The 19,658-nt window shown below is 73.1% G+C and carries 16 protein-coding genes; 6 read left to right on the forward strand and 10 right to left on the reverse strand.

Translation table 11 applies throughout. The annotated features are described in order from the left end of the window. The 6 genes from QP089_RS25340 to QP089_RS25365 form a co-directional block, all read right to left on the reverse strand. Nucleotides 1–664 (reverse strand): hypothetical protein (locus QP089_RS25340; protein WP_285914533.1); only part of this gene is annotated, 664 nt, incomplete at its 3' end. A gap of 87 nt (nucleotides 665–751) precedes the next feature. Continuing rightward, nucleotides 752–1,498, reverse strand: a complete 747-nt coding sequence (locus QP089_RS25345; RefSeq protein ID WP_285914534.1) for an arginase family protein — start codon at nucleotides 1,496–1,498, stop codon at nucleotides 752–754. 148 nt (nucleotides 1,499–1,646) lie between these two features. Beyond that, nucleotides 1,647–2,399 (reverse strand): succinate dehydrogenase/fumarate reductase iron-sulfur subunit, encoded by a 753-nt coding sequence (locus QP089_RS25350; RefSeq protein WP_285914535.1) that lies wholly within the window; start codon nucleotides 2,397–2,399, stop codon nucleotides 1,647–1,649. 2 nt (nucleotides 2,400–2,401) lie between these two features. Beyond that, the gene (locus QP089_RS25355) at nucleotides 2,402–4,339 is read right to left on the reverse strand and encodes a fumarate reductase/succinate dehydrogenase flavoprotein subunit (RefSeq protein WP_285914536.1); all 1,938 of its coding nucleotides are present in this window, start codon (nucleotides 4,337–4,339) and stop codon (nucleotides 2,402–2,404) included. 1 nt (nucleotide 4,340) lies between these two features. Further along, nucleotides 4,341–5,030: a succinate dehydrogenase cytochrome b subunit gene (locus QP089_RS25360; protein ID WP_285914539.1), complete on the reverse strand. Its 690-nt coding sequence runs from the start codon at nucleotides 5,028–5,030 to the stop codon at nucleotides 4,341–4,343. 224 nt (nucleotides 5,031–5,254) lie between these two features. Further along, nucleotides 5,255–6,490 (reverse strand): PP2C family protein-serine/threonine phosphatase, encoded by a 1,236-nt coding sequence (locus QP089_RS25365; protein ID WP_446474084.1) that lies wholly within the window; start codon nucleotides 6,488–6,490, stop codon nucleotides 5,255–5,257. 337 nt (nucleotides 6,491–6,827) lie between these two features. Between QP089_RS25365 and QP089_RS25370 the strand changes: the two genes are divergently transcribed. Both QP089_RS25370 and QP089_RS25375 read left to right on the forward strand, forming a co-directional pair. After that, nucleotides 6,828–8,519, forward strand: a complete 1,692-nt coding sequence (locus QP089_RS25370) for an ABC transporter transmembrane domain-containing protein (protein ID WP_285914541.1) — start codon at nucleotides 6,828–6,830, stop codon at nucleotides 8,517–8,519. 46 nt (nucleotides 8,520–8,565) lie between these two features. Then, nucleotides 8,566–10,290, forward strand: coding sequence for an ABC transporter ATP-binding protein (locus QP089_RS25375; protein ID WP_285914542.1), 1,725 nt, complete (start codon nucleotides 8,566–8,568; stop codon nucleotides 10,288–10,290). Between the two features lie 31 nt (nucleotides 10,291–10,321). Here the strand turns inward: QP089_RS25375 and QP089_RS25380 are convergent, their stop codons facing one another. After that, entirely contained in the window at nucleotides 10,322–12,463 is a 2,142-nt protein-coding gene (locus QP089_RS25380) for a S9 family peptidase (protein ID WP_285914543.1), read from the reverse strand. A gap of 179 nt (nucleotides 12,464–12,642) precedes the next feature. Here QP089_RS25380 and QP089_RS25385 point away from each other — a divergent pair, with 179 nt between their 5' ends. From QP089_RS25385 to QP089_RS25400, 4 genes are all read left to right on the forward strand, one after another. Next, complete coding sequence (locus tag QP089_RS25385; RefSeq protein WP_285914545.1) at nucleotides 12,643–14,097, forward strand: serine/threonine-protein kinase; 1,455 nt, start codon at nucleotides 12,643–12,645, stop codon at nucleotides 14,095–14,097. Between the two features lie 72 nt (nucleotides 14,098–14,169). Further along, nucleotides 14,170–15,069: an N-acetyl-1-D-myo-inositol-2-amino-2-deoxy-alpha-D-glucopyranoside deacetylase gene (gene mshB, locus QP089_RS25390; RefSeq protein ID WP_285914546.1), complete on the forward strand. Its 900-nt coding sequence runs from the start codon at nucleotides 14,170–14,172 to the stop codon at nucleotides 15,067–15,069. Nucleotides 15,070–15,090: 21 nt separating this feature from the next. After that, entirely contained in the window at nucleotides 15,091–15,594 is a 504-nt protein-coding gene (locus QP089_RS25395) for a DUF6113 family protein (protein WP_285914548.1), read from the forward strand. A 24-nt stretch (nucleotides 15,595–15,618) separates the two neighbouring features. Continuing rightward, complete coding sequence (locus tag QP089_RS25400) at nucleotides 15,619–16,128, forward strand: flavin reductase family protein (protein ID WP_285914549.1); 510 nt, start codon at nucleotides 15,619–15,621, stop codon at nucleotides 16,126–16,128. Between the two features lie 106 nt (nucleotides 16,129–16,234). On the opposite strand, the gene QP089_RS25405 is transcribed toward QP089_RS25400, so the two are convergent. The 3 genes from QP089_RS25405 to QP089_RS25415 all read right to left on the reverse strand — a co-directional run bounded on the left by QP089_RS25405 (nucleotide 16,235) and on the right by QP089_RS25415 (nucleotide 19,627). Next, on the reverse strand, nucleotides 16,235–17,851 hold the full coding sequence (locus QP089_RS25405) for a DHA2 family efflux MFS transporter permease subunit (protein ID WP_285914550.1): 1,617 nt from the start codon (nucleotides 17,849–17,851) through the stop codon (nucleotides 16,235–16,237). Continuing rightward, nucleotides 17,848–18,495, reverse strand: a complete 648-nt coding sequence (locus QP089_RS25410; protein WP_285914553.1) for a PadR family transcriptional regulator — start codon at nucleotides 18,493–18,495, stop codon at nucleotides 17,848–17,850. The genes QP089_RS25405 and QP089_RS25410 overlap by 4 nt, the downstream gene beginning before the upstream one ends. Before the next feature lie 121 nt (nucleotides 18,496–18,616). Next, nucleotides 18,617–19,627 (reverse strand): LCP family protein, encoded by a 1,011-nt coding sequence (locus tag QP089_RS25415; protein ID WP_285914555.1) that lies wholly within the window; start codon nucleotides 19,625–19,627, stop codon nucleotides 18,617–18,619. Between the last annotated feature and the right edge of the window lie 31 nt (nucleotides 19,628–19,658).

Here is a 19,658-nt window from a genome sequence, read left to right on the forward strand (position 1 = left end):
CGCGGGAGCCGGTCCGGCGCGGCGCCGTGCCGGAGGCGAGCGGGCCGGCGGGCACGGCGGCCGTCCCCGCGGCGACGGGGCCGGCGGGCAGCACCCGTGTCCAGGCGGGCGTCCGCGTCTCCTTGACCGAGACGCGGACGCGCCGGTAGGCGGCGGCCTCGCACGTCCGGTTCTGCGCGATGACCTCCGTGTAGAACCACTCCGACGCGATCACCGCGAGGGCGCCCGCGGAGTCGCGCAGGGCCTCCTTGAGGGCGCCGGCCTCCAGCAGCCGGAACGGCAGGTTGATCGCGCTGCCCGCCACGCCGTGCCGGTCGTAGTGCACCTCCCCGGCGTGCACCGCCATCCGGAGCCGGAAGCGGGCCCCGGCCGCGGCGGCGGCGTTGTGCCGGTCGAGGCGGGCCGGCAGCCTCGCCGGGAAGGCCCCGGCGAGGTGCTCCTTCGGCACGTCGGGGTCGACGAGGATCAGGGCCCCGTCGCCCCGGTCCTCGTAGGCGACGTGCTCCAAGGGCACCCGTGACTCGGCGAACGCCGTGTCCAGGGCGTGGAACATGGCGTCGCGGACGGTGAGCTGGTCGGGGTTCGCGCGGACGCCGAACTTCTCGACGTCCACGCAGACGATCGACCGGTGCAGCGCGAACGACACTCCTGGAGTACCGTGCATGTGCTCATGCTGATGCACTGTCTTATGCACGTGCATATCGAGCATGGTAGGGCACGCGGTACCGCCCGGCCCAGGGTTTCCGGTGGGTCAGTCCGCCAGGAGGGCGGCGAGGAGGCGGGCGCGGACGGGGTCGTCGCCGGCCTGCGGCGGGTGCCAGGGGCAGGCGATGTCGAGGGCGGCGACGCGGCCGGTGGCCTTCACGCGCCGCACGGCCTCGACGACGGCGTCGAAGGACGGGCCGTCGCCCACGGGGAACTTCAGTCCCGGCAGGTCGGCCTTGTCGACCACGTCCACGTCGACGTGCAGGACGAGCGGGCCGTTCGGCAGGTCGATCTCGTCCACCGGGCAGCGGCGCACCTGGGACGAGGCGAGGAAGTCGGCCTCGGCCGGGTCGAGGTCGCGGGCGTCCACCAGGACGGCCCGGTCCTCGGGCAGCGGGCGCAGGCCCAGCCGCGACGACAGCAGTTCGGGGTGGTCGCCGAGAATCTGCCGCAGCGGCATCCCGCCGATGTACCCGGACGTGGTGGTCTCCGGCGTCTGGACGTCGCCGTGCGCGTCGAACCACACGATCGAGGCGTCCACCCCGGCGCGCTGCACGCCGGCGAGGACGGCCTCGGAGACCAGGCAGTCGCCGGAGACCACCGATGGGACCGTTCCATTCGCGACCTGCGCGGCGACCTCGGCGGCGACGGGCTCGTAGAGCGCGGCGACCCGCGTCCAGACGTCGCCGTCGGGGAACTCGCGGGTGACCGTGACCACCTCGGCCTCGGGGAGCGGGAACGTCGTGCCGGGGAGGAGTTCGTCCTGGTGGTAGGGGACCAAGGTAATCGTCATGCGCACACACTAGAGCGGCCCCGCCCGGTGCTCCGGGCGGGGCCGTGGCCTACAGGTTCCCGTCAGTGTTCTATCTGGGGGGACGACCCCCCAGACCCCCCGGCAAGGGCCCGCTGACGCGCTCCTTCGCTGGCGCTCAGTCGACGCGTCAGCGCTTCTTGCCGCCGGCGGTCGCCTTCAGGTAGTCGCGGTTCAGGCTTCCGATCACGTCGAGCTTGATGCCCTTCGGGCAGACCGCGACGCACTCGCCGGTGTTGGTGCAGCCGCCGAAGCCCTCCTCGTCGTGGGTCTCCAGCATCGACACGACGCGGTCCCAGCGCTCCGGCTGGCCCTGCGGCATGAGGCCGAGGTGGGTGACCTTCGCGCCGAGGAACAGCGACGCCGAGCCGTTCGGGCAGGCCGCGACGCAGGCGCCGCAGCCGATGCACTCGGCGGCCTCGAACGCCCGGTCGGCGTCCGGCTTCGGGACGGGCGTGGAGTGCGCCTCCGGGGCGGTGCCGGTCGGCGCGGTGATGTACCCGCCGGACTGGATGATCCGGTCGAACGCGGAGCGGTCCACCACGAGGTCCTTGACGACCGGGAACGCCTTGGCGCGCCACGGCTCGACGTCGATGACCTCGCCGTCGCGGAACTTGCGCATGTGCAGCTGGCAGGTGGTGGTGCGCTCCTCGGGGCCGTGCGGGGTCCCGTTGATCACCAGCGAGCACATGCCGCAGATGCCCTCGCGGCAGTCGTGGTCGAACGCCACCGGCTCCTCGCCCCCGGCGATGAGCTTCTCGTTGAGGACGTCCAGCATCTCCAGGAACGAGGCGTCCGGGGAGACGTCGTCGAGCTTGTACTCGACCATCTTCCCCTTGTCCTGGGGGCCGCTCTGGCGCCAGACGCGCAGTGTGAGCTTCATGATTACTTGTACGACCTCTGCGTCGGGTGGACGTATTCGAAGTTCAGGTCCTCCTTGTGGAGGACGGGCTGCTCGCCCTCGCCGGCCCATTCCCAGGCGGCGACGTAACCGAAGTTGTCGTCGTCGCGCTTGGCCTCGCCGTCCTCGTCCTGGCTCTCGGCCCGGAAGTGGCCGCCGCAGGACTCGGTGCGGTGCAGGGCGTCGATCACCATCAGCTCGGCGAGCTCGAAGAAGTCGGCGACGCGGCCGGCCTTCTCCAGCTGCTGGTTGAGCTCCTCGCCCTTGCCGGTGACCTTGACGCGCTGCCAGAACTCCTCGCGCAGCGCCGGGATGAGCTCCAGCGCCTTGCGCAGGCCCTCCTCGGTGCGCTCCATGCCGCAGTACTCCCACATGATGTGGCCGAGCTCGCGGTGGAAGGAGTCGACGGAGCGGTCCCCGTCGATCGACAGGAACTTCTCGATGCGCGAGGTCACCCGCTCCTCGGCCGCGGCGATGTTCTTCTCGTCGACGGGCGGGAGGGCGTTGCGGGCGATGTAGTCGTTGATGGTGTTCGGCAGTACGAAGTAGCCGTCGGCGAGGCCCTGCATCAGCGCGGACGCGCCGAGCCGGTTGGCGCCGTGGTCGGAGAAGTTCGCCTCGCCGATCACGAACAGGCCGGGGATCGTCGACTCCAGGTCGTAGTCGACCCACAGCCCGCCCATCGTGTAGTGCACGGCGGGGTAGATGCGCATCGGCGTCTCGTACGGGTTCTCGCCGGTGATGCGCTCGTACATCTCGAAGAGGTTGCCGTACTTGGCCTCGACCTTGTCGCGGCCGAGCCGCTGGATCGCGTCGGCGAAGTCGAGGTAGACGCCGAGGCCGCCGGGGCCGACGCCGCGTCCCTCGTCGCAGACGTTCTTGGCCGCGCGGGACGCGATGTCGCGGGGGACCAGGTTGCCGAAGGACGGGTAGATGCGCTCGAGGTAGTAGTCGCGCTCGTCCTCGGGGATGTCGGACGGCCTGCGGGTGTCGCCGGCCTTCTTCGGCACCCAGACGCGGCCGTCGTTGCGCAGCGACTCCGACATCAGCGTCAGCTTGGACTGGTGGTCGCCGCTGACCGGGATGCAGGTCGGGTGGATCTGGGTGTAGCAGGGGTTGGCGAACAGGGCGCCGTGCCGGTGCGCGCGCCAGGACGCGGTGACGTTCGAGCCCATCGCGTTGGTGGACAGGAAGTACACGTTGCCGTAGCCGCCGGACGCCAGCACCACCGCGTCGGCGGTGTAGTGCTTGATCTCGCCGGTGATCAGGTTGCGGACGACGACGCCGCGGGCCCGCCCGTCCTCCATGATCAGGTCGAGCATCTCGTGCCGCGGGTACAGCTCCACGTTCCCGGCGTCGACCTGCCGCATCAGCGCCTGGTAGGCGCCGAGCAGCAGCTGCTGGCCCGTCTGGCCGCGGGCGTAGAACGTGCGGGACACCTGCGTGCCGCCGAACGAGCGGTTGTCGAGCAGGCCGCCGTACTCGCGGGCGAACGGGACGCCCTGCGCGACGCACTGGTCGATGATCTGCCGGGAGATGTCGGCGAGCCGGTACACGTTCGACTCGCGGGAGCGGAAGTCGCCGCCCTTGACCGTCTCGTAGAACAGCCGGTAGACGCTGTCGCCGTCGTTGCGGTAGTTCTTCGCGGCGTTGATGCCGCCCTGCGCGGCGATCGAGTGGGCGCGGCGCGGGCTGTCCTGGAAGCAGAACTGCTGGACGTGGTAGCCGGCCTCGCCGAGCGTGGCCCCGGCCGAGCCGCCCGCCAGGCCGGTGCCGATGATGATGATCTTCTTCTTGCGCTTGTTGGCCGGGTTGACCTGCTTGGCCTCGAACTTGCGGGTCGTCCAGCGGTCCTCGATCGGGCCCTTGGGCGCCTTGGTGTCGACGATCGGCTCGCCGGACTTGTAGAAGCTGTCGCTCATGTCAGCTCACCCATCCGAAGGTGACGGAGATCGGGACGGCGATGAAGCCGAGGGTCACCACGGCGGCGACCGTCCCCGCGAGGGCGCGCAGCGCGCCGTTGCTGCGCGGGCTGCGCAGGCCGAGGGTCTGGAACGCGCTCCAGATGCCGTGGTTGAGGTGCAGGCCGACCAGCAGGACCGCGAGGACGTACCAGATGGTGATGTACCAGCGGGAGCCGTCGAAGTCGGCGATGACCCGGTCGTAGGGGGTGGCGTCCGAGCCCAGCGGGTTCACCGCGAAGAAGGTGAGGTCCAGCAGGTGCCAGATGATGAACAGCGCGACGACGATGCCGCCGTACCGCATCGTGTAGGTGGCGTAGCCCTGCGCGTGCGACTTCTTCTTCGACCGGTACTTGACGGGCCGGGCGTGCGCGGCGCGCTTGCCGAGCGACACCGCCGACCAGATGTGCAGGACGACCGAGACCGTCAGCACGATCTCCAGGAGCGTCAGCAGCACGCGGTGCGGCAGGGCCGGCTCGCCCATCGTGCGCAGCCAGTGCGCGTAGTGGTCGAAGTCCCCCTCGCCCAGGAAGATCTTCAGGTTCCCGATCATGTGCGCGATGAGGAACAGCACCAGGACGGCGCCGGTCACGGCCATGACGGCCTTCTTGCCGACGGTCGATCGGTAGATCGCAGGTATCGCTATAGCCACGTCGCGAACGCTATGTCCAATTTGGACAAGAGCACCAAGTCATCAGCGCACTCATTCTGATAGCCGCAGGCTATGAATCGAGCAGGGACGGGCATCGCCGTGACCTGGGCGGTCCTTGATCGTGAGTGAGTTCACAGCAGGTCCGGGAACTCGTCCGCGCAGTGACGCAGGCGACATTGACCGGCCGCCGCAGATGTGCGGTCAGGACGCGGCCGTGGCGAAGATCACGACGCTGTGGCCTGCCGGGACAGCAGCAGCACGGCCAGGTCGTCGGTCAGGGCGTCGCCGTTGAGGCGCTCCACCTCGGTCACCAGCGCGTCGATCAGCGACCGCCCGGTGGCGCCCCTGCCGCGGGCCGCGCGCGCCAGCCCGACCAGGCCGTCGGTGCCGAGCCGGCTCGACCCGTCCCCGACCCGCCCCTCGATCAGGCCGTCGGTGTAGAGCATCAGCCCCCACGCCTCGCCGAGGTCGATCTCCGTCGTCGGCCACTCCGCGCCCGGCACCAGGCCGAGCGCCGGCCCGTGCGCGTACTCCGGCAGCGCCGCGACCTCGAAGCCGCCGCCGTCCGGCTCGTCGCGGAACAGCAGCGGCGCGGGGTGCCCGGCCAGGTGCATCCGCGCGGTCCGCCGGGACGGCGCGATCGTGATCATGCAGAGGGTGGTGAAGATCTCCTCGCTGCGCCGCTCGTGCCCGAGGACGGTGTCGAGGGTGCCGAGCAGCTGCTCGCCGGTGTGCCCGGCCAGCACCAGCGTCCGCCACGCCATCCGCAGCTGGACGCCGAGGGCGGCCTCGTCCGGGCCGTGCCCGCACACGTCGCCGATCATCAGGTGAACGGCGCCGCCCTCGGTCTGCACGGTGTCGTAGAAGTCGCCGCCCAGCAGCGCCCGGCGCCGGCCGGGCCGGTAGCGGGTGTGGTGCCGCAGCGACGGGTCGTCGATCAGCGGGACGGGCAGCAGCCCGCGCTCCAGCCGCGCGTTCTCGCGGCCGAGGATGCGCGCCTCGACCAGCCGCCGCTCGGTCTCCTCCGAGCGCTTGCGCTCTATGGCATAGCGCACCGCGCGGGCCAGCAGCGGGCCGTCGACCTCCTGCTTGACCAGGTAGTCCTCGGCGCCGGCGGCGACCGCGCGGACGCCGAGGCCCGCGTCGTCGAGCCCGGTCAGCACCACCACCGCGGCCGTCCCGGACATGTCCAGCACCTGCCGCAGCCCCTCCAGCCGGTCGATCCCCGGCGCGGACAGGTCCACGATGATGCACTGGGTGCGGCGGGTCAGCCGGCGCCGCGCGGTCGGCAGGTCCGCCGCGACGGTGATCAGCGCGTCCAGGCCGCTGTCGGCGAGCATCTTCTCGACCATCAGCACGTCGGAGGGGTCGTCGTCGATGAGGAGCAGGTCGACCCTGTCCTGACCGGCGGGCGCGGCCCCTGGCGTGAAGGGGCGCGTCTGGTGACTGATAGTGCTCACTGAGCTTCCGGATAAGTCGGGGCTGGCGACGGCACTGGCAACGGCCGGACCGTTCCGGTTATTCCTGCGATGGCAGGACGCCAGGGCCGGGCCGCACCGGGGGAGCGGCATCTGCGTAGCCGCCGGAGTCCCGGCTGGAGGAGCGGAGGAGCATCGCTCCGTGCCCTCCGACCTTAGCGTGTCCTCACCTTCCCGCGCACCCCTGTGATCGTCCGCGGGGCGGGTCAGGGACTGTCCGGAAATCCCCTCCGGCGCGCCGGCCCGGGCCGCGCGGCCGTCCGGTGCGGGCCGGAAAAACCGTTCGATCCCGGCGGGGGCACCCGCATATCTTCGTCCGGTGAAACCGTTGCCGGAGAAAGATCCAGGCAGCCCCGACCACCGATCCCCCGCCCGGTACCTGCTGTGGCTGCTGCGCGTCGAGTGGCGCGGCGTGCTGGTCGGCGCCCTGCTCGGCGTCGGCTGGATGGTCAGCCAGGCGCTGATGCCCGCCGCGATCGGCCGCGCCATCGGCGAGGGCGTCGCGGGCCGCGACGACGGGGCGCTCGCCCTCTGGACGGGCGCGCTGCTCGTCCTCGGCGGCGTGCAGGCCGCGACCGGGATCCTCCGGCACCGGCGCGCGGTGTTCCTGTGGTTGTCGTCGGCGTACCGGACCGTCCAGATCGTCACCCGGCACGCCACCCGGCTCGGCGCGACGCTGCCGAAGCGGCTCGGCGCGGGCGAGGTCGTCAGCATCGGCCTGTCCGACGTCGCGCACCTCGGCGACGTCGTCGACATCGTCTGCCGCGGCTCCGGCGCCGTCGTCGCGATCGCCGTGGTGGCGGCCGTGCTGCTGGTGACGGCGCCGAAGCTCGGCCTGATCGTGCTGGTCGGCGTCCCGCTCGTGCTGCTGCTCGCCGCGCCCCTGCTGCGCCCGTTCCGCGAGCGCGAGGAGGTCCACCGCGAGCTGGTCGGCGAGCTGAACGGCCGCGCCACCGACCTGGTGGAGGGGCTGCGGGTCCTGCGCGGCATCGGCGGGGAGCGGCTGTTCTCCCGCCGGTACCGCGGCGTCTCCGGCCGGGTCCGCGACGCGGGCGTCGCCGCGGCCCGCGCCGAGTCCCGGATCTCCGGTGCCGAGGTGCTGCTGCCCGGCCTGCTGATCGCCGCCGTGACGTGGGCGGGCGCGCACTACGTGGAGCGCGGCGAGATCGGCGTCGGCGACCTGGTGTCCTGCTACGGCTACGCGGTGTTCCTGATCGTCCCGCTGCGGACGATCGGCGAGGCCGCCGGCAAGATCACCAAGGGGCTGGTGGCGGCGCGGCGGGTCGTCCGGCTGCTGGACCTGAAGCCGGCGCCGGACGGCGGCACCGCCCGCCCGGCCGGGCCCGCCGAGCTCGTCGACATCGCGTCCGGCCTGGTGGTGCGGCCGGGGCGGGTCACCGCCATCGCCGCCGCGCAGCCGCGCGACGCGCAGGCCATCGCCGACCGGCTCGGCCGGTACGCGCCCGGCGACGTCGACTTCGCCGGCGTCCCGCTGCGCGAGGTCGCCGGGCTGCGCCGCCGCGTCCTGGTCGCGGTCAACGAGGACCGGCTGTTCGCCGGCACCCTCGCCGAGGCCCTCGCACCGCCCGGCACGCCTGCCGCCGTGCTCGATGCGGCGCTGCGCGCGGCGTCCGCCGAGGACATCGCCGCCGAGGCCGGCCTGGACCGGCACGTCGCCGAGGCGGGACGGGAGTTCTCCGGCGGGCAGCGGCAGCGGCTGCGGCTGGCCCGCGCGCTCGCCGCCGACCCCGAGGTGCTGGTCCTCGTCGAGCCGACCAGCGCCGTCGACGCGCACACCGAGGCGCGCATCGCCGAGCGGCTCGCCGAGGCCCGCGCGGGCCGCACCACCGTCGTGTGCACGACCAGCCCGCTGATGCTGGACCGCGCGGCGCACGTCGCGTTCGTCCACGACGGCCGCGTCGTCGCGGAGGGCACCCACCACGACCTCCTGCGCGCCGACTCCCGCTACGCCGCCACCGTCACGCGAGGCGAGCCGGTCCCGCGCCCCTGAAATCCCGGCCTACGGAAGCAACGACCACGGAAGGGTCCGAGGACACGTGAGCAGTGAGATCCTGCCGGTCGCCGAGCCCGCGCAGGTGCGGGCGTACGCGCGGCGCATCGCGCTGCGGCATCCGCGCGCCCTCGCCGGGACGCTGGCGCTGCACGGCCTCGCCGCCGCGTCCGGCCTCGTCGCGCCCCGGCTGCTCGGCGACCTCGTCGAGGGCGTCCGGGACGGCACCGCGCACATCGACACGGCCGCGCTCGCCATCGCCGCGTTCGTGGTCGTGCAGGGCGTGCTGACCCGGTACGCCTACTTCACCTCCGCGCGGCTCGGCCAGCGCGTCCTGGCCGAGCTGCGGGAGGAGTTCGTCGACCGGCTGCTCGGGCTGCCGCTGTCGGCGGTCGAGCGGGCCGGCACCGGCGACCTGGTCACCCGGGCGTCCCGGGACGTCGACACGCTCGGCACCTCGCTGCGCGAGGCGGTGCCGGAGACCCTCGTCGCGCTCGTCGTCGGCGCGTCCACCTTCGGCGCGCTGCTGATCAACGGGCCGCTGGTCGCGCTGCCGTGCCTGGTGTCCGTCCCGATCCTGTGGGGCGTGATGCGCTGGTACCTGCCGCGCTGCCGGGACGGCTACCTGCGCGAGAACGCGTCCTGGGCGCTGATCGCCGACGGTCTGGCCGAGACCGTGCACGGCGCGCGGACGGTCGAGGCGTTCGGGCTCGCCGACCGCCGGCACGCCCGCGGCGACGCCGACATCGCCCGCAGCTACGCCGCCGAGCGGTACACGCTGCGGCTGCGGACCGTGCTGTTCCCGGTCGCCGAGTTCGGGTTCGTGCTGCCCGTCGCGACCACGCTGTTCTTCGGCGGCCTGTTCTACGCGCACGGGATGGCCTCGCTCGCGCAGGTCACCGCCGCGACCCTCTACGTCCAGCAGCTGATCGAACCGGTCGACATGCTGCTGTCGCGGCTGGACGAGCTGCAACTCGGCGGCGCGTCACTGGCCCGGCTGCTCGGCGTCGGGAACGTCCCGCCCGACCGGGAGGCGGGCGGACGGCGCCCGGACGGCGAGCGGCTCACGGCCCGGGACGTCCGCTACTCCTACCGTCCGGGGCACGACGTCCTGCACGGCGTGGACCTCGATCTGCGGCCGGGGGAGCGGCTGGCGATGGTCGGGCCGAGCGGCGCCGGCAAGTCCACGCTGGGCCGCCTGCTCGCCGGGATCGACGGCCCGCGCTCCGGCGCCGTCACGGTCGGGTCCGCCGCGCCCGTCCCGCTGGTCGAGCTGCCCCTGGACGACCTGCGCGGCCACGTCGCGCTCGTCACCCAGGAGCACCACGTGTTCCGCGGCACGCTGCGCGAGAACCTCGCGATGGCCCGCCCGGACGCGTCCGACGCGCGGATCCGCGACGTCCTGGCGACCGTCGACTGGGACGGCCCCGACCTCGACACCGAGGTCGGCGAGGGCGGCGCGACGCTGTCGCCCGCGCAGGCCCAGCAGCTCGCGCTGGCCCGGCTCGTCCTCGCCGACCCGCACACGCTCGTCCTGGACGAGGCGACGTCGCTGCTCGACCCGCGCGCCGCCCGCCGCCTGGAACGCACGCTCGCCGCCGTCCTGGACGGCCGGACCGTCGTGGCGATCGCGCACCGCCTGCACACCGCGCACGACGCCGACCGCGTCGCCGTCGTCGAGGACGGCCGGATCACCGAACTCGGCACCCACGACGAACTCCTCGCCAAGGACGGCTCCTACGCCGCCCTCTGGACGTCCTGGCGGCGTTGATTTGCATTGCCCTTGGCGGTCGGGCGGCCACTCAGCGAGCCAGGGCGGTCTTGAGGTACTCGACCTGGATGAGGAGGAGGTTCTCGGCGACCACCTCTTGCGGGGTCATGTGGGTGACGCCCGACAGGGGGAGGACGGTGTGCGGGCGGCCGGCGGCCAGCAGCGCCGACGACAGCCGCAGCGTGTGCGCGGCGACCACGTTGTCGTCGGCGAGCCCGTGGATGATCATCAGCGGGCGCTTCAGCTCGCCGGCCATCTCGATCAGCGAGTTGGCGGCGTAGGACTCCGGCTCCTCCTCGGGGTGGCCGAGGTAGCGCTCGGTGTAGTGGGTGTCGTACAGCCGCCAGTCGGTGACCGGCGCGCCCGCGATGCCCGCGTGGAACACGTCCGGGCGGCGCAGCACCGCCAGCGCCGCCAGCCAGCCGCCGAACGACCAGCCGCGGATGCCGACCCGGTCCAGGTCGAGCGCCGCCGGATGCACCCGCGCCGCCTCGATCAGCGCGGTGATCTGGTCCTCCAGCACCGGCTCGACGAAGTCGCCGCGGACCGCGCGGTCCCAGACCGGGCCGCGGCCCGGCGTGCCCCGGCCGTCCGCGATCACCACGGCGAAGCCCTGGTCGGCGAGCCACTGCGCCTCGCAGTACGCCCGCTGGACGGCCAGCACCCGCTGCGCGTGCGGGCCGCCGTAGGGGTCCATCAGGACGGGCAGGCGCCCGTCGCCGGGCTTCCACCCGGTCGGCAGCACCACCGCGGTGCGGATCTCCCGGTCCCCGGCGCGCAGCAGCTCCACCCGCGGTGTGATCACCGGCGTCTCGGCGAGCGACGCGACCGGGTGGATGCCGGACGGCTCGCGCACCTCGACCTCGGTGCCTGGCCGGTCCAGCCGCGACCCCGTGACCACGGTCACACCGGCCGCGCGGACCCCGCCGAACACGCCCTGCCCCTCGGTCAGCCGGACGATGTCGCCTGATCCCGCACTTCGGGCGGCAGCCCCGGGGGTCTGGGGGTCCGCCCCCAGAGAATGCGCTGCGTCGTAGGAGTAGAGGTGGACCTCGGTGGGCTCCTCCGAGGCCGTGAACAGGATCGACTCGCCCTCCACCCCGAGGATCGAGCGGATCTGCAGGCCGCCCGGTGTGACCGGCTTCCCGCCGATCGTGATGCGGCGCGTGTCGGTCTCGCGGTCCTCGGTGACCCACACCAGCTCGCCCGTCCCGGTGTGCGCGGGCAGGCCCGGCACGATGTCGGTCCACACCGGGTCGTGCTCGTTGTGCACCAGCGACGTCTCCCCGTTGGACGGGTCGACCCGCAGCACCCGCTGGGACCGCTGGTCGCGCGGCTGCACGACGATCAGCAGGCCGTGCCGGTCCCAGGACGCGGTGACGACGTAGGGGAACGTGCCGCGGTCCCACGCGACGCCGAGCCGGCCGCCGTCCACCTTCAGCAGCACCAGCGACACCAGCGCGTTCGGCGTCCCGGCCGCCGGATAGGCGATCTCGGCGGGGGTCCGGTCGGGGTTGGCGGGGTCGGCGATGTGCCAGCGCTGCACGGGCGTCTCGTCCACCCGCGCGACCAGCAGCGTCCCGCCGTCCGGCGACCACCAGTGGCCGCGCATCCGGCCCATCTCCTCGGCCGCGACGAACTCGGCCAGGCCGTAGGAGACCTGCTCGGACTCCGGCTGGACGAGCGCCCGGTCGTCCGAGCCGTCCATCTCGATCACCCGCAGCGTCCGGCCGGACACGTAGGCGACGCGGCGGCCCGCCGGGTCGGGGCGCGGGTCGAACACCGGCGCCTGCGCGGGCAGCTCCCTGACCTGCCCGGTGCCGAGGTCGGCGACGTGGAGCCGGCCGCCGAGGGTGAACACGGCCTGCCGCATCTCCCGGTCGGTGGCGTAGCCGACGATGCCGCCGGCCTGCTCGCGGGCGCGCTCGCGGCGGGCCCGCTCCGCGGCGGGCAGGTTCTCCTCGCCGGGCACGTCCAGCGCGGCCGGGTCGGCGACGAGGCGCTCCTCGCCGGTGCCGGTGTCGAGCGTCCACAGGCAGGTCACCGGATCGTCGCCCGCCCTGGTGCGCAGGAAGATCACGCGCGTCCCGTCCGGCGCGATCTGGAAGGCGCGCGGGACGCCGAGGGTGAAACGGCGGGTGCGGGCGCTCTGCCGCGGATAGCTGATGCTCATGGCATCCGAGTCTGCCAGCCCGCGAGCCTGTCCGAACGGCGGCGCGGCGCCGGTGCCTGCCCCTATGATTCCGGGCGGTCGTCGCGGCCGGGGAACGGCCGGTGGCCGTGCCCCCGCTCGCGTAAGCTCAGGACTTCCCCAAGCACATTTGTTCCTCGCGGGCGTTGAAGGAGTGGTCCATGCCGGAGCTGCAGCCGGGCGATCCCCGGCGGCTGGGCTCGTACGAGATCGTCGAGAGGCTCGGCGAAGGCGGCCAGGGGGTCGTCTACGCGGGCGTCGACGCCTCGGGTAACAGGGCCGCCATCAAGCTGCTGCGCACCGATCTGGCCGGCGACGCCGGCGCGCGCAACCGGTTCGTCCGCGAGGCGCAGGCCGCCAAGCAGGTGGCCCGCTTCTGCACCGCGCAGGTGCTGGAGGCCGACGTCGCGGGCGACCAGCCCTACATCGCCAGCGAGTACGTGCCGGGCCCGTCGCTGTACAAGCAGGTCACCGAGACCGGACCGATCACCGGCGCGGCGCTGGACCGGCTGGCGATCGGCACCGCGACCGCGCTGGTGGCGATCCACCAGGCCGGGATCGTGCACCGCGACTTCAAGCCGCACAACGTCATCATGGCGCCGGACGGCCCCCGGGTGATCGACTTCGGCATCGCGCGGGCGCTGGACACCGGCCAGACCAACGCCACCAAGGCGATCGGCACCCCGTCCTACATGGCCCCCGAGCAGGTGGCGGGCGCGACCCTCACCGAGGCCGTGGACGTGTGGGCGTGGGCGACGACCATGGTGTTCGCGGCGACCGGGCACCCGCCGTTCGGCGACGACACCGTGGTCGCGGTGATCAACCGGGTGATGAACGAGCCGCCGTACCTGGAGGGCGTGCCCGCCGACCTGCACCGGCTGGTCGCGGCGTGCCTGGTCAAGGAGCCCGAGCGGCGGCCGACCGCGCAGCAGCTGATGATGGCGCTGATCGGCAGCGGCCCGGGCGGCGCCGGCCAGACCCGGATGGACGACCCCAACCAGGCGACCACGATGCTCGCCGAGGGCTCCACGCTGGCCGCCGGCGCGGGCGCGGCCGCGGCGTTCGGCGCCGCGCAGGGCGGGCCTCCCGGCGGGCGGACGCAGCGGGTCTCGCCCGCGGCCTACACCGGCACGCTGCCGCCCGCCCAGCAGCCGCCGTACCAGGGCGGCCGGCACACCGGCTACGACGACTTCGGGCCGGAGCGCCGGTCCAAGTGGCCGATCGTCGCGGCGGTCGCGGCGATCGCCGTCCTCGCGCTGGTCGTCGGCCTGTACATGGCGAACCGGGGCAACAACGAGTCCCCGAACCCGGGGACGTCCCCGACGGTCACCGACTCCGCGACGACCTCCGACAGCCCGACCGACGAGGAGCCCACGGCGACCGAGCCGACGCGCCCCCGCACGCACCTGCCCACGAAGGTGCCGACGCGCGTCCCGACGAGCGAGGCCCCGACCAGGGAGACCCCGACCAGCGAGGCGCCCACCAGCGAGACGCCGCCCTCGCACTCGCCGACGACGAACCCGACGAACACCGCGGGCGGCGGTGATGGCGGCGGCGGTGACGGCGGTGGTGGCGGCGGCACCGGTGCCGGTGGCGGCGGCGGAGGGAACGACTGACGGCCCGCCCGCCGGGCTCCCCGGGCAGGGCGGTCATCGCCGTGCCCGGGGAGCCTGAGTAGGCTCGTGACCATGAAGGAGCCGCGGATCCTGTTCGTCCACGCCCATCCGGACGACGAGTCCATCGGGACCGGGGCGACCATGGCCAAGTACGCCGCCGAGGGCGCCCACGTCTGTCTCGTCACCTGCACGCTGGGCGAGGAGGGCGAAGTCATCCCCGAAGAGCTGCGCCACCTGGCCTCCGACAAGGAGGACCGCCTCGGCGAGTACCGGATCGGGGAGATGGCGGCCGCGGCCGCGGCGCTCGGCGTGCGCGACCACCGCTACCTCGGCGGCCCCGGCCGGTGGCGCGACTCGGGCATGATGGGCACCGCCACCAACGACGATCCGCGCTGCTTCTGGCGGGCCGACGTCGACGAGGCGGCCGGCGAGCTCGCGACGATCATCCGGGAGGTCCGGCCGCACGTGATCGTCACCTACGACGAGCGCGGCAACTACGGGCACCCCGACCACATCCAGGCGCACCGCGTCGCCTGGCGGGCGTTCGAGCTCGCCGCCGACCCGGCGTTCACCCGCGGCGGCGAGCCGTGGCGGGCCGCGAAGTTCTACGCCTACGCCACCCCGCGCACCGTCCTGGCGCGGGCGATCGCGGTGATGCGCGAGGCCAAGCTGCCGTTCGCGCGGGTCGCCGGGCTGGACGAGCTGGGCTCCGGAGTGCCGGACGGGCAGGTCACCACGGTCGTGGACGCCCGCGCGCACCTGCCCGCGAAACTGGCCGCGCTGCGCGCGCACCGCACCCAGATCACGGTGGCGCCCGAGGAGGCCGGGCCGTTCTTCGCGCTGTCGAACAACCTCGGCCAGCAGGCGTTCGGCACCGAGTACTTCATCCTGCAGGCGGGCGAGCTCGGCCCGGTCGGCCCCGGCCGCCGCGAGACCGACCTGTTCGCCGGGCTGCGCGACGCCGGCGCCTGATTCGCTCGCTACGCTGAGGGCGTGGACGAGGACGACGAGGCCAGGGTGAGCCTGGCCAAGGACGGCCCCGCCGCCGGCGCGGCGGGCGGCGCGTCCGCGGCCGGCACGGCCGGGCCCGCGGAGGGGCCGCTGGAGTCCCTGGTGACGGGCGCGGCGTACGCGGCGCTCGGCCTGCTCGGCGGCGTCCTCGGCCTGGTCGGCTCGTACGCCCAGCAGTGGACGGCCGGGGACGTGCCGGTCACCTCCGTCGCGCTGGTGCTGCTGGTGTACGCCGTCGTCCGGCTGGCCGGCTGGGGGATGGGCGGCAAGATCGGCGCCGCGGTGCCGGCGGTGGTGTGGGGCGTCGTGGTGATAGTGATGTCCATGCAGCGGTCGGAGGGCGACCTGGTCGTTCCGGGAACGCTGGCGGGGTATGTGTACATCGTCGGCGGCATGGTGGCCGCGGGGATCGCGGTGGCGCGGGTCCCGTCGCCCGGCCCGCCCGGGCAGTGGCTCACCGGGAGGGCGGCGCGTACCCGCGGGTAGGGAGCTCGGTAGGGTGTGCGCCTTGTGAACGGCGACCAAGCGGACCCCGGGGTGGATCCCGGCCTCTTCCGGCGGGTGGTGGGCAGGTTCGCGACGGGCGTCGCGATCGTGACGAGCGTGGTGGACGGCACCGACCACGCGATGACGGTGAACGCGTTCGCCTCGGTCTCGCTGGACCCGCTGCTGGTGATGTTCTGCCCCGAGAAGATCGCGCGGTTCCACGACCTCGCGCTCGACGCCGGCGAGTGGGCGGTGTCGGTGCTCGCCGAGGAGATGCGGGACGCCTCGCAGTGGTTCGCCACCCGCGGCCGCATGCTGGACGGCCAGCTGCAGGGCTGGGACCACGTCCGCGGTCCCGTCACCGGCGCCGCGATCTTCAAGAACGCCGTCGCCGCACTCGAATGCCGCACCCACGCCGTGCACGATGCCGGCGACCACAGCATCGTCGTCGGCGAGGTCCTCAGCCTCGACGTCCCGTCCCCCGACGCCCGCCCCCTCATCTACTACGAGGGCGACTACCACGGGCTGTGTTAGCCCAGGGGGCGACCCCCTGGAGCCCCCGTCACGACGGACGAGGCGTTTCACGCTCCGCTGGCGCTCCGCGTGAAACGCCTCGTCCGCCCGTGGCCGGTGGCCGGGGTCAGGTGTTCGCTGTGGCGGGGGCGGGGTCGGTCTGGCCGGGGGCGGGGGTGGAGCGGTAGCCCTTGACGCCGAGGCAGGCGGCGGCGCTGGCCAGGATGACGACGATCGGCAGGATCATCGTCGGCTTCATGGCGTGCACGAAGCCGTGCGTGAAGACCTGCCCGGCGACCTGCTGGACCTGGTGCACCACGCTCTGCGGGACGTTCGGCGGCAGCTTCTGCTGGGTGCCGGTCTGGCCCGCGCCGACCTCCAGGCCGCCCTTGGCGGCGCCGGCGAAGCCCTTGACGAAGCCGGGCCGCACGTCCGGCGGGAGCGCCGCCGCGCGGGTCGCGGCCTCGTCCTTGAGGGAGGAGGCGAGCTGGTTCTGCAGGACGGCGCCGACGGCGGCGCTGCCCAGCACCGAGCCGATCTGCCGGACGGTGTTGTTCACCCCGGACGCGGCGCCGGCCAGCCGGGGCGGCACGTGCCGGGTCGCCTCGGTGGCCATCGGCGCGAACACCCCGCCGATGCCGAACCCGGCGACGACGAGCGCGGGGATGAACGCGGTCCAGCCCGTCCCGACCTCGGCGACCAGCACCAGCCACAGCATGCCGATCGCGTAGAGGGTGAGGCCGCCCATCAGGATGAACTTGCCGCCGATGCGGTCCGACAGCTTGCCGGCGACCGGCGCGAGGAACATCGACACGACCGAGGACGGCGCCATCACGAGGCCGGCCTTGAGGGCGCTGAAGCCCAGCACGGACTGCATGTAGATCGTCATCGGCAGGAACATGCCGATCATGCCAATCGACACGGCGGCGCCGACGAAGTTGAGGATCGTGAAGTTGCGGTCGCGGAACAGCGAGAACGGCACCAGCGGCTCGCGGTCCTGCTGCGTCCGCTGGTAGAGGTAGAAGATCACGAAGAGCCCGAGGCCGGCCGCGATGAGGCCCCAGATGCCCTCGTTCCACTCGTACTTCTGGCCCTCGGTCAGCGCGAACGTCAGGCAGAACAGCCCGGCGGAGGCGAGCGCGACTCCGGCGATGTCGAAGCGGTGCTTCACGGTGGGGATGTGGGCGGGCAGGATCGGCACGGCCATCGCCAGCACGAGGACGCCGATCGGCAGGTTCACGAAGAAGATCCACCGCCAGTCGAGGGTGGTCACCAGCAGGCCGCCGATGGTCGGGCCGGCGATGGTGGACACGCCCGCGACGGCGCCCCAGACGCCGAGCGCGGTGCCGCGCCGCTCCGCCGGGAACACGCTGATGATCATCGACATGGTCTGCGGCATCAGCAGCGCGGCGCCGAGACCCTGCACGGCGCGGGCCGCGATCAGCTGGGCCGGGTCCTGGGAGATCCCGCACGCCAGGCTGGACAGGGTGAACAGCGCGACGCCGGCGATGAACAGGTTCTTCTTGCCCCACAGGTCGCCGAGCCGGCCGGCGGTGATGAGCAGCACGGCCAGCACCAGGATGTAGGCGTTGACCACCCACAGCACCTCGTCCAGCGAGGCGTCCAGCTTGTCGATCATGCTCGGGATCGCGATGTTCACGATCGTCAGGTCGAGCAGCGTCATGAAGAAACCCAGGGAGAGCGTTAGCAGGATCGCCCACGGGTTCCCGCGCCATTTGCTCATGGTGCCCCCTTGTCGATGCGGGTGTGATAGTCGGTGCAGTGTTCGTGCTGGTCGGGCGAGTGGCAGGAGGTCACGCCCGCCTCGCCGGACCAGGTGAGCCGCCCGGACTCCAGGTCGTCGGCCAGGCTCTGGACGAACTCCAGCTCGCCGCGGAACCGGGCGATCGACCATTCCTGGTCGAGCAGCTTGTAGCGCTCCAGCCCCCGCTTGCGGAGCGAGACGTTGGCCGCCTGGTTCCCGACGAGCAGCGCCTCCAGCGCGATGGCCCGGGTCCGCAGCTGCCGGGCGACCTCGGCCTCGGGCAGCAGGTTGACGAACGCCAGCCCGGTGCCGAACAGCGGGAACTCCTCGACGGGCTTGGCCAGCAGCTCGGCGAGCCGGATGTGCGCGGCGTCGCGCCCGGCGCTGGTGACCGCGTAGACGGTGCGCTCGGGCCGGCGGCCCTCGCGGCTGGTCTCCAGCGGCTCGATCAGCCCGGCGGACGCCAGCCGCTCCACCGAGTGGTACAGCGAACCATGCGTGATCTTGACGGCCTGGTCGTAGGCGTGGTCGCGGATGCGCTGCTGCATCTCGTACGGGTGCATGGGCCCGTCGCACAGCATGCGCAGCACGGTCAGCGCGAGCGGTGTGAGGGGTCGGGACATGGAGCGACCTTCTTGGTCGAAGCCGATTAGTCCGCTTAGACTAATCCATCCAGACCTCGGTCGTCATATTCTTTTGATGCCCGACTTATCCGTACAGGTCACACCGGGGACGGGCCGGACCTCAGCGGACGGTGCCCACCGTGTTCGCCGCGCCGTTGCGGGCCACGAAGTCGCCGACCCGGTCGCCGCGGACGTCGGCGAACAGCTCGTCGTCCGCCGCCCTGTCCAGCAGCACCACGCTCTGCCCGCCCCGCGAGGCGAACCGGTCGACCGGCACGGTCAGGTACTCCAGCAGCGGCGTCTTCAGCAGCCGCGCCGCCAGCCCGCGCAGCGTGCCCGACGTCACCGAGTCGTCCACGGTCACCGAGTGCGCCGCCGCCCGGATGAACCGGTCGATCTTGAGCGGGTTGCGGGTGTCGAGCGCCTTGTCGGCCAGCGCGTGCAGGAACGCCTGCTGCCGCTTGATCCGGTCGAGGTCGCCGCCGGGCAGGTTCCAGCGCTGCCGGACGAAGTCGAGCGCCTGCACTCCGTCCAGGTGCTGGTGCCCGGCGGGCCACGTCCGGTTGTGCATCGGGTCGTAGGTGCGCTTGGCGACGGTGACGTCGACGCCGCCGAGCGCGTCGGTCATCTTCACGAACCCGCCGAAGTCCAGTGCCGCGTAGTGGTCGACGCGCACGCCGCTCAGCCGCTCGACCGTCCGGATCAGCAGCTTCGGGCCGCCGTAGGAGAACGCCGCGTTGATCTTCCCGCTGCCGTGCCCGGGGATCGGCACCCAGCTGTCGCGCGGGATCGCGATCACCGACACCCGGCCGTCCCGCCCGGACAGGTGCACCAGCATGACCGTGTCGGACCGGGCGCCCATCGACGGCAGGTCCGCGCGCCGGTCCGACCCGATCAGCAGCCAGTTCTCGCCGCGCCCGGTCGAGGCGGGCCGGCCGCTGCGCTCGGGCATCGCCCCCGCGATCCGCTTCACGCCGTCGTCGTAGGCGTTCTGCAGCAGGTACGCGCCGCCGCCGAGCAGCAGCAGCGCGGTCACCGCGAGCCCGCCGCAGCCGACGAGCACGCGCCGCCGCCTGCGTCCGGCCGGCTTGCGGTGTTCGGGGGCGTCCTGCGCGGACCGCTTCGCCTGCATGCGCACACGATGCCCCCGCAGGCGGCCCGGC

The sequence above is a fragment of the Actinomadura opuntiae genome (assembly GCF_030283205.1).
Classification (GTDB): domain Bacteria; phylum Actinomycetota; class Actinomycetes; order Streptosporangiales; family Streptosporangiaceae; genus Spirillospora.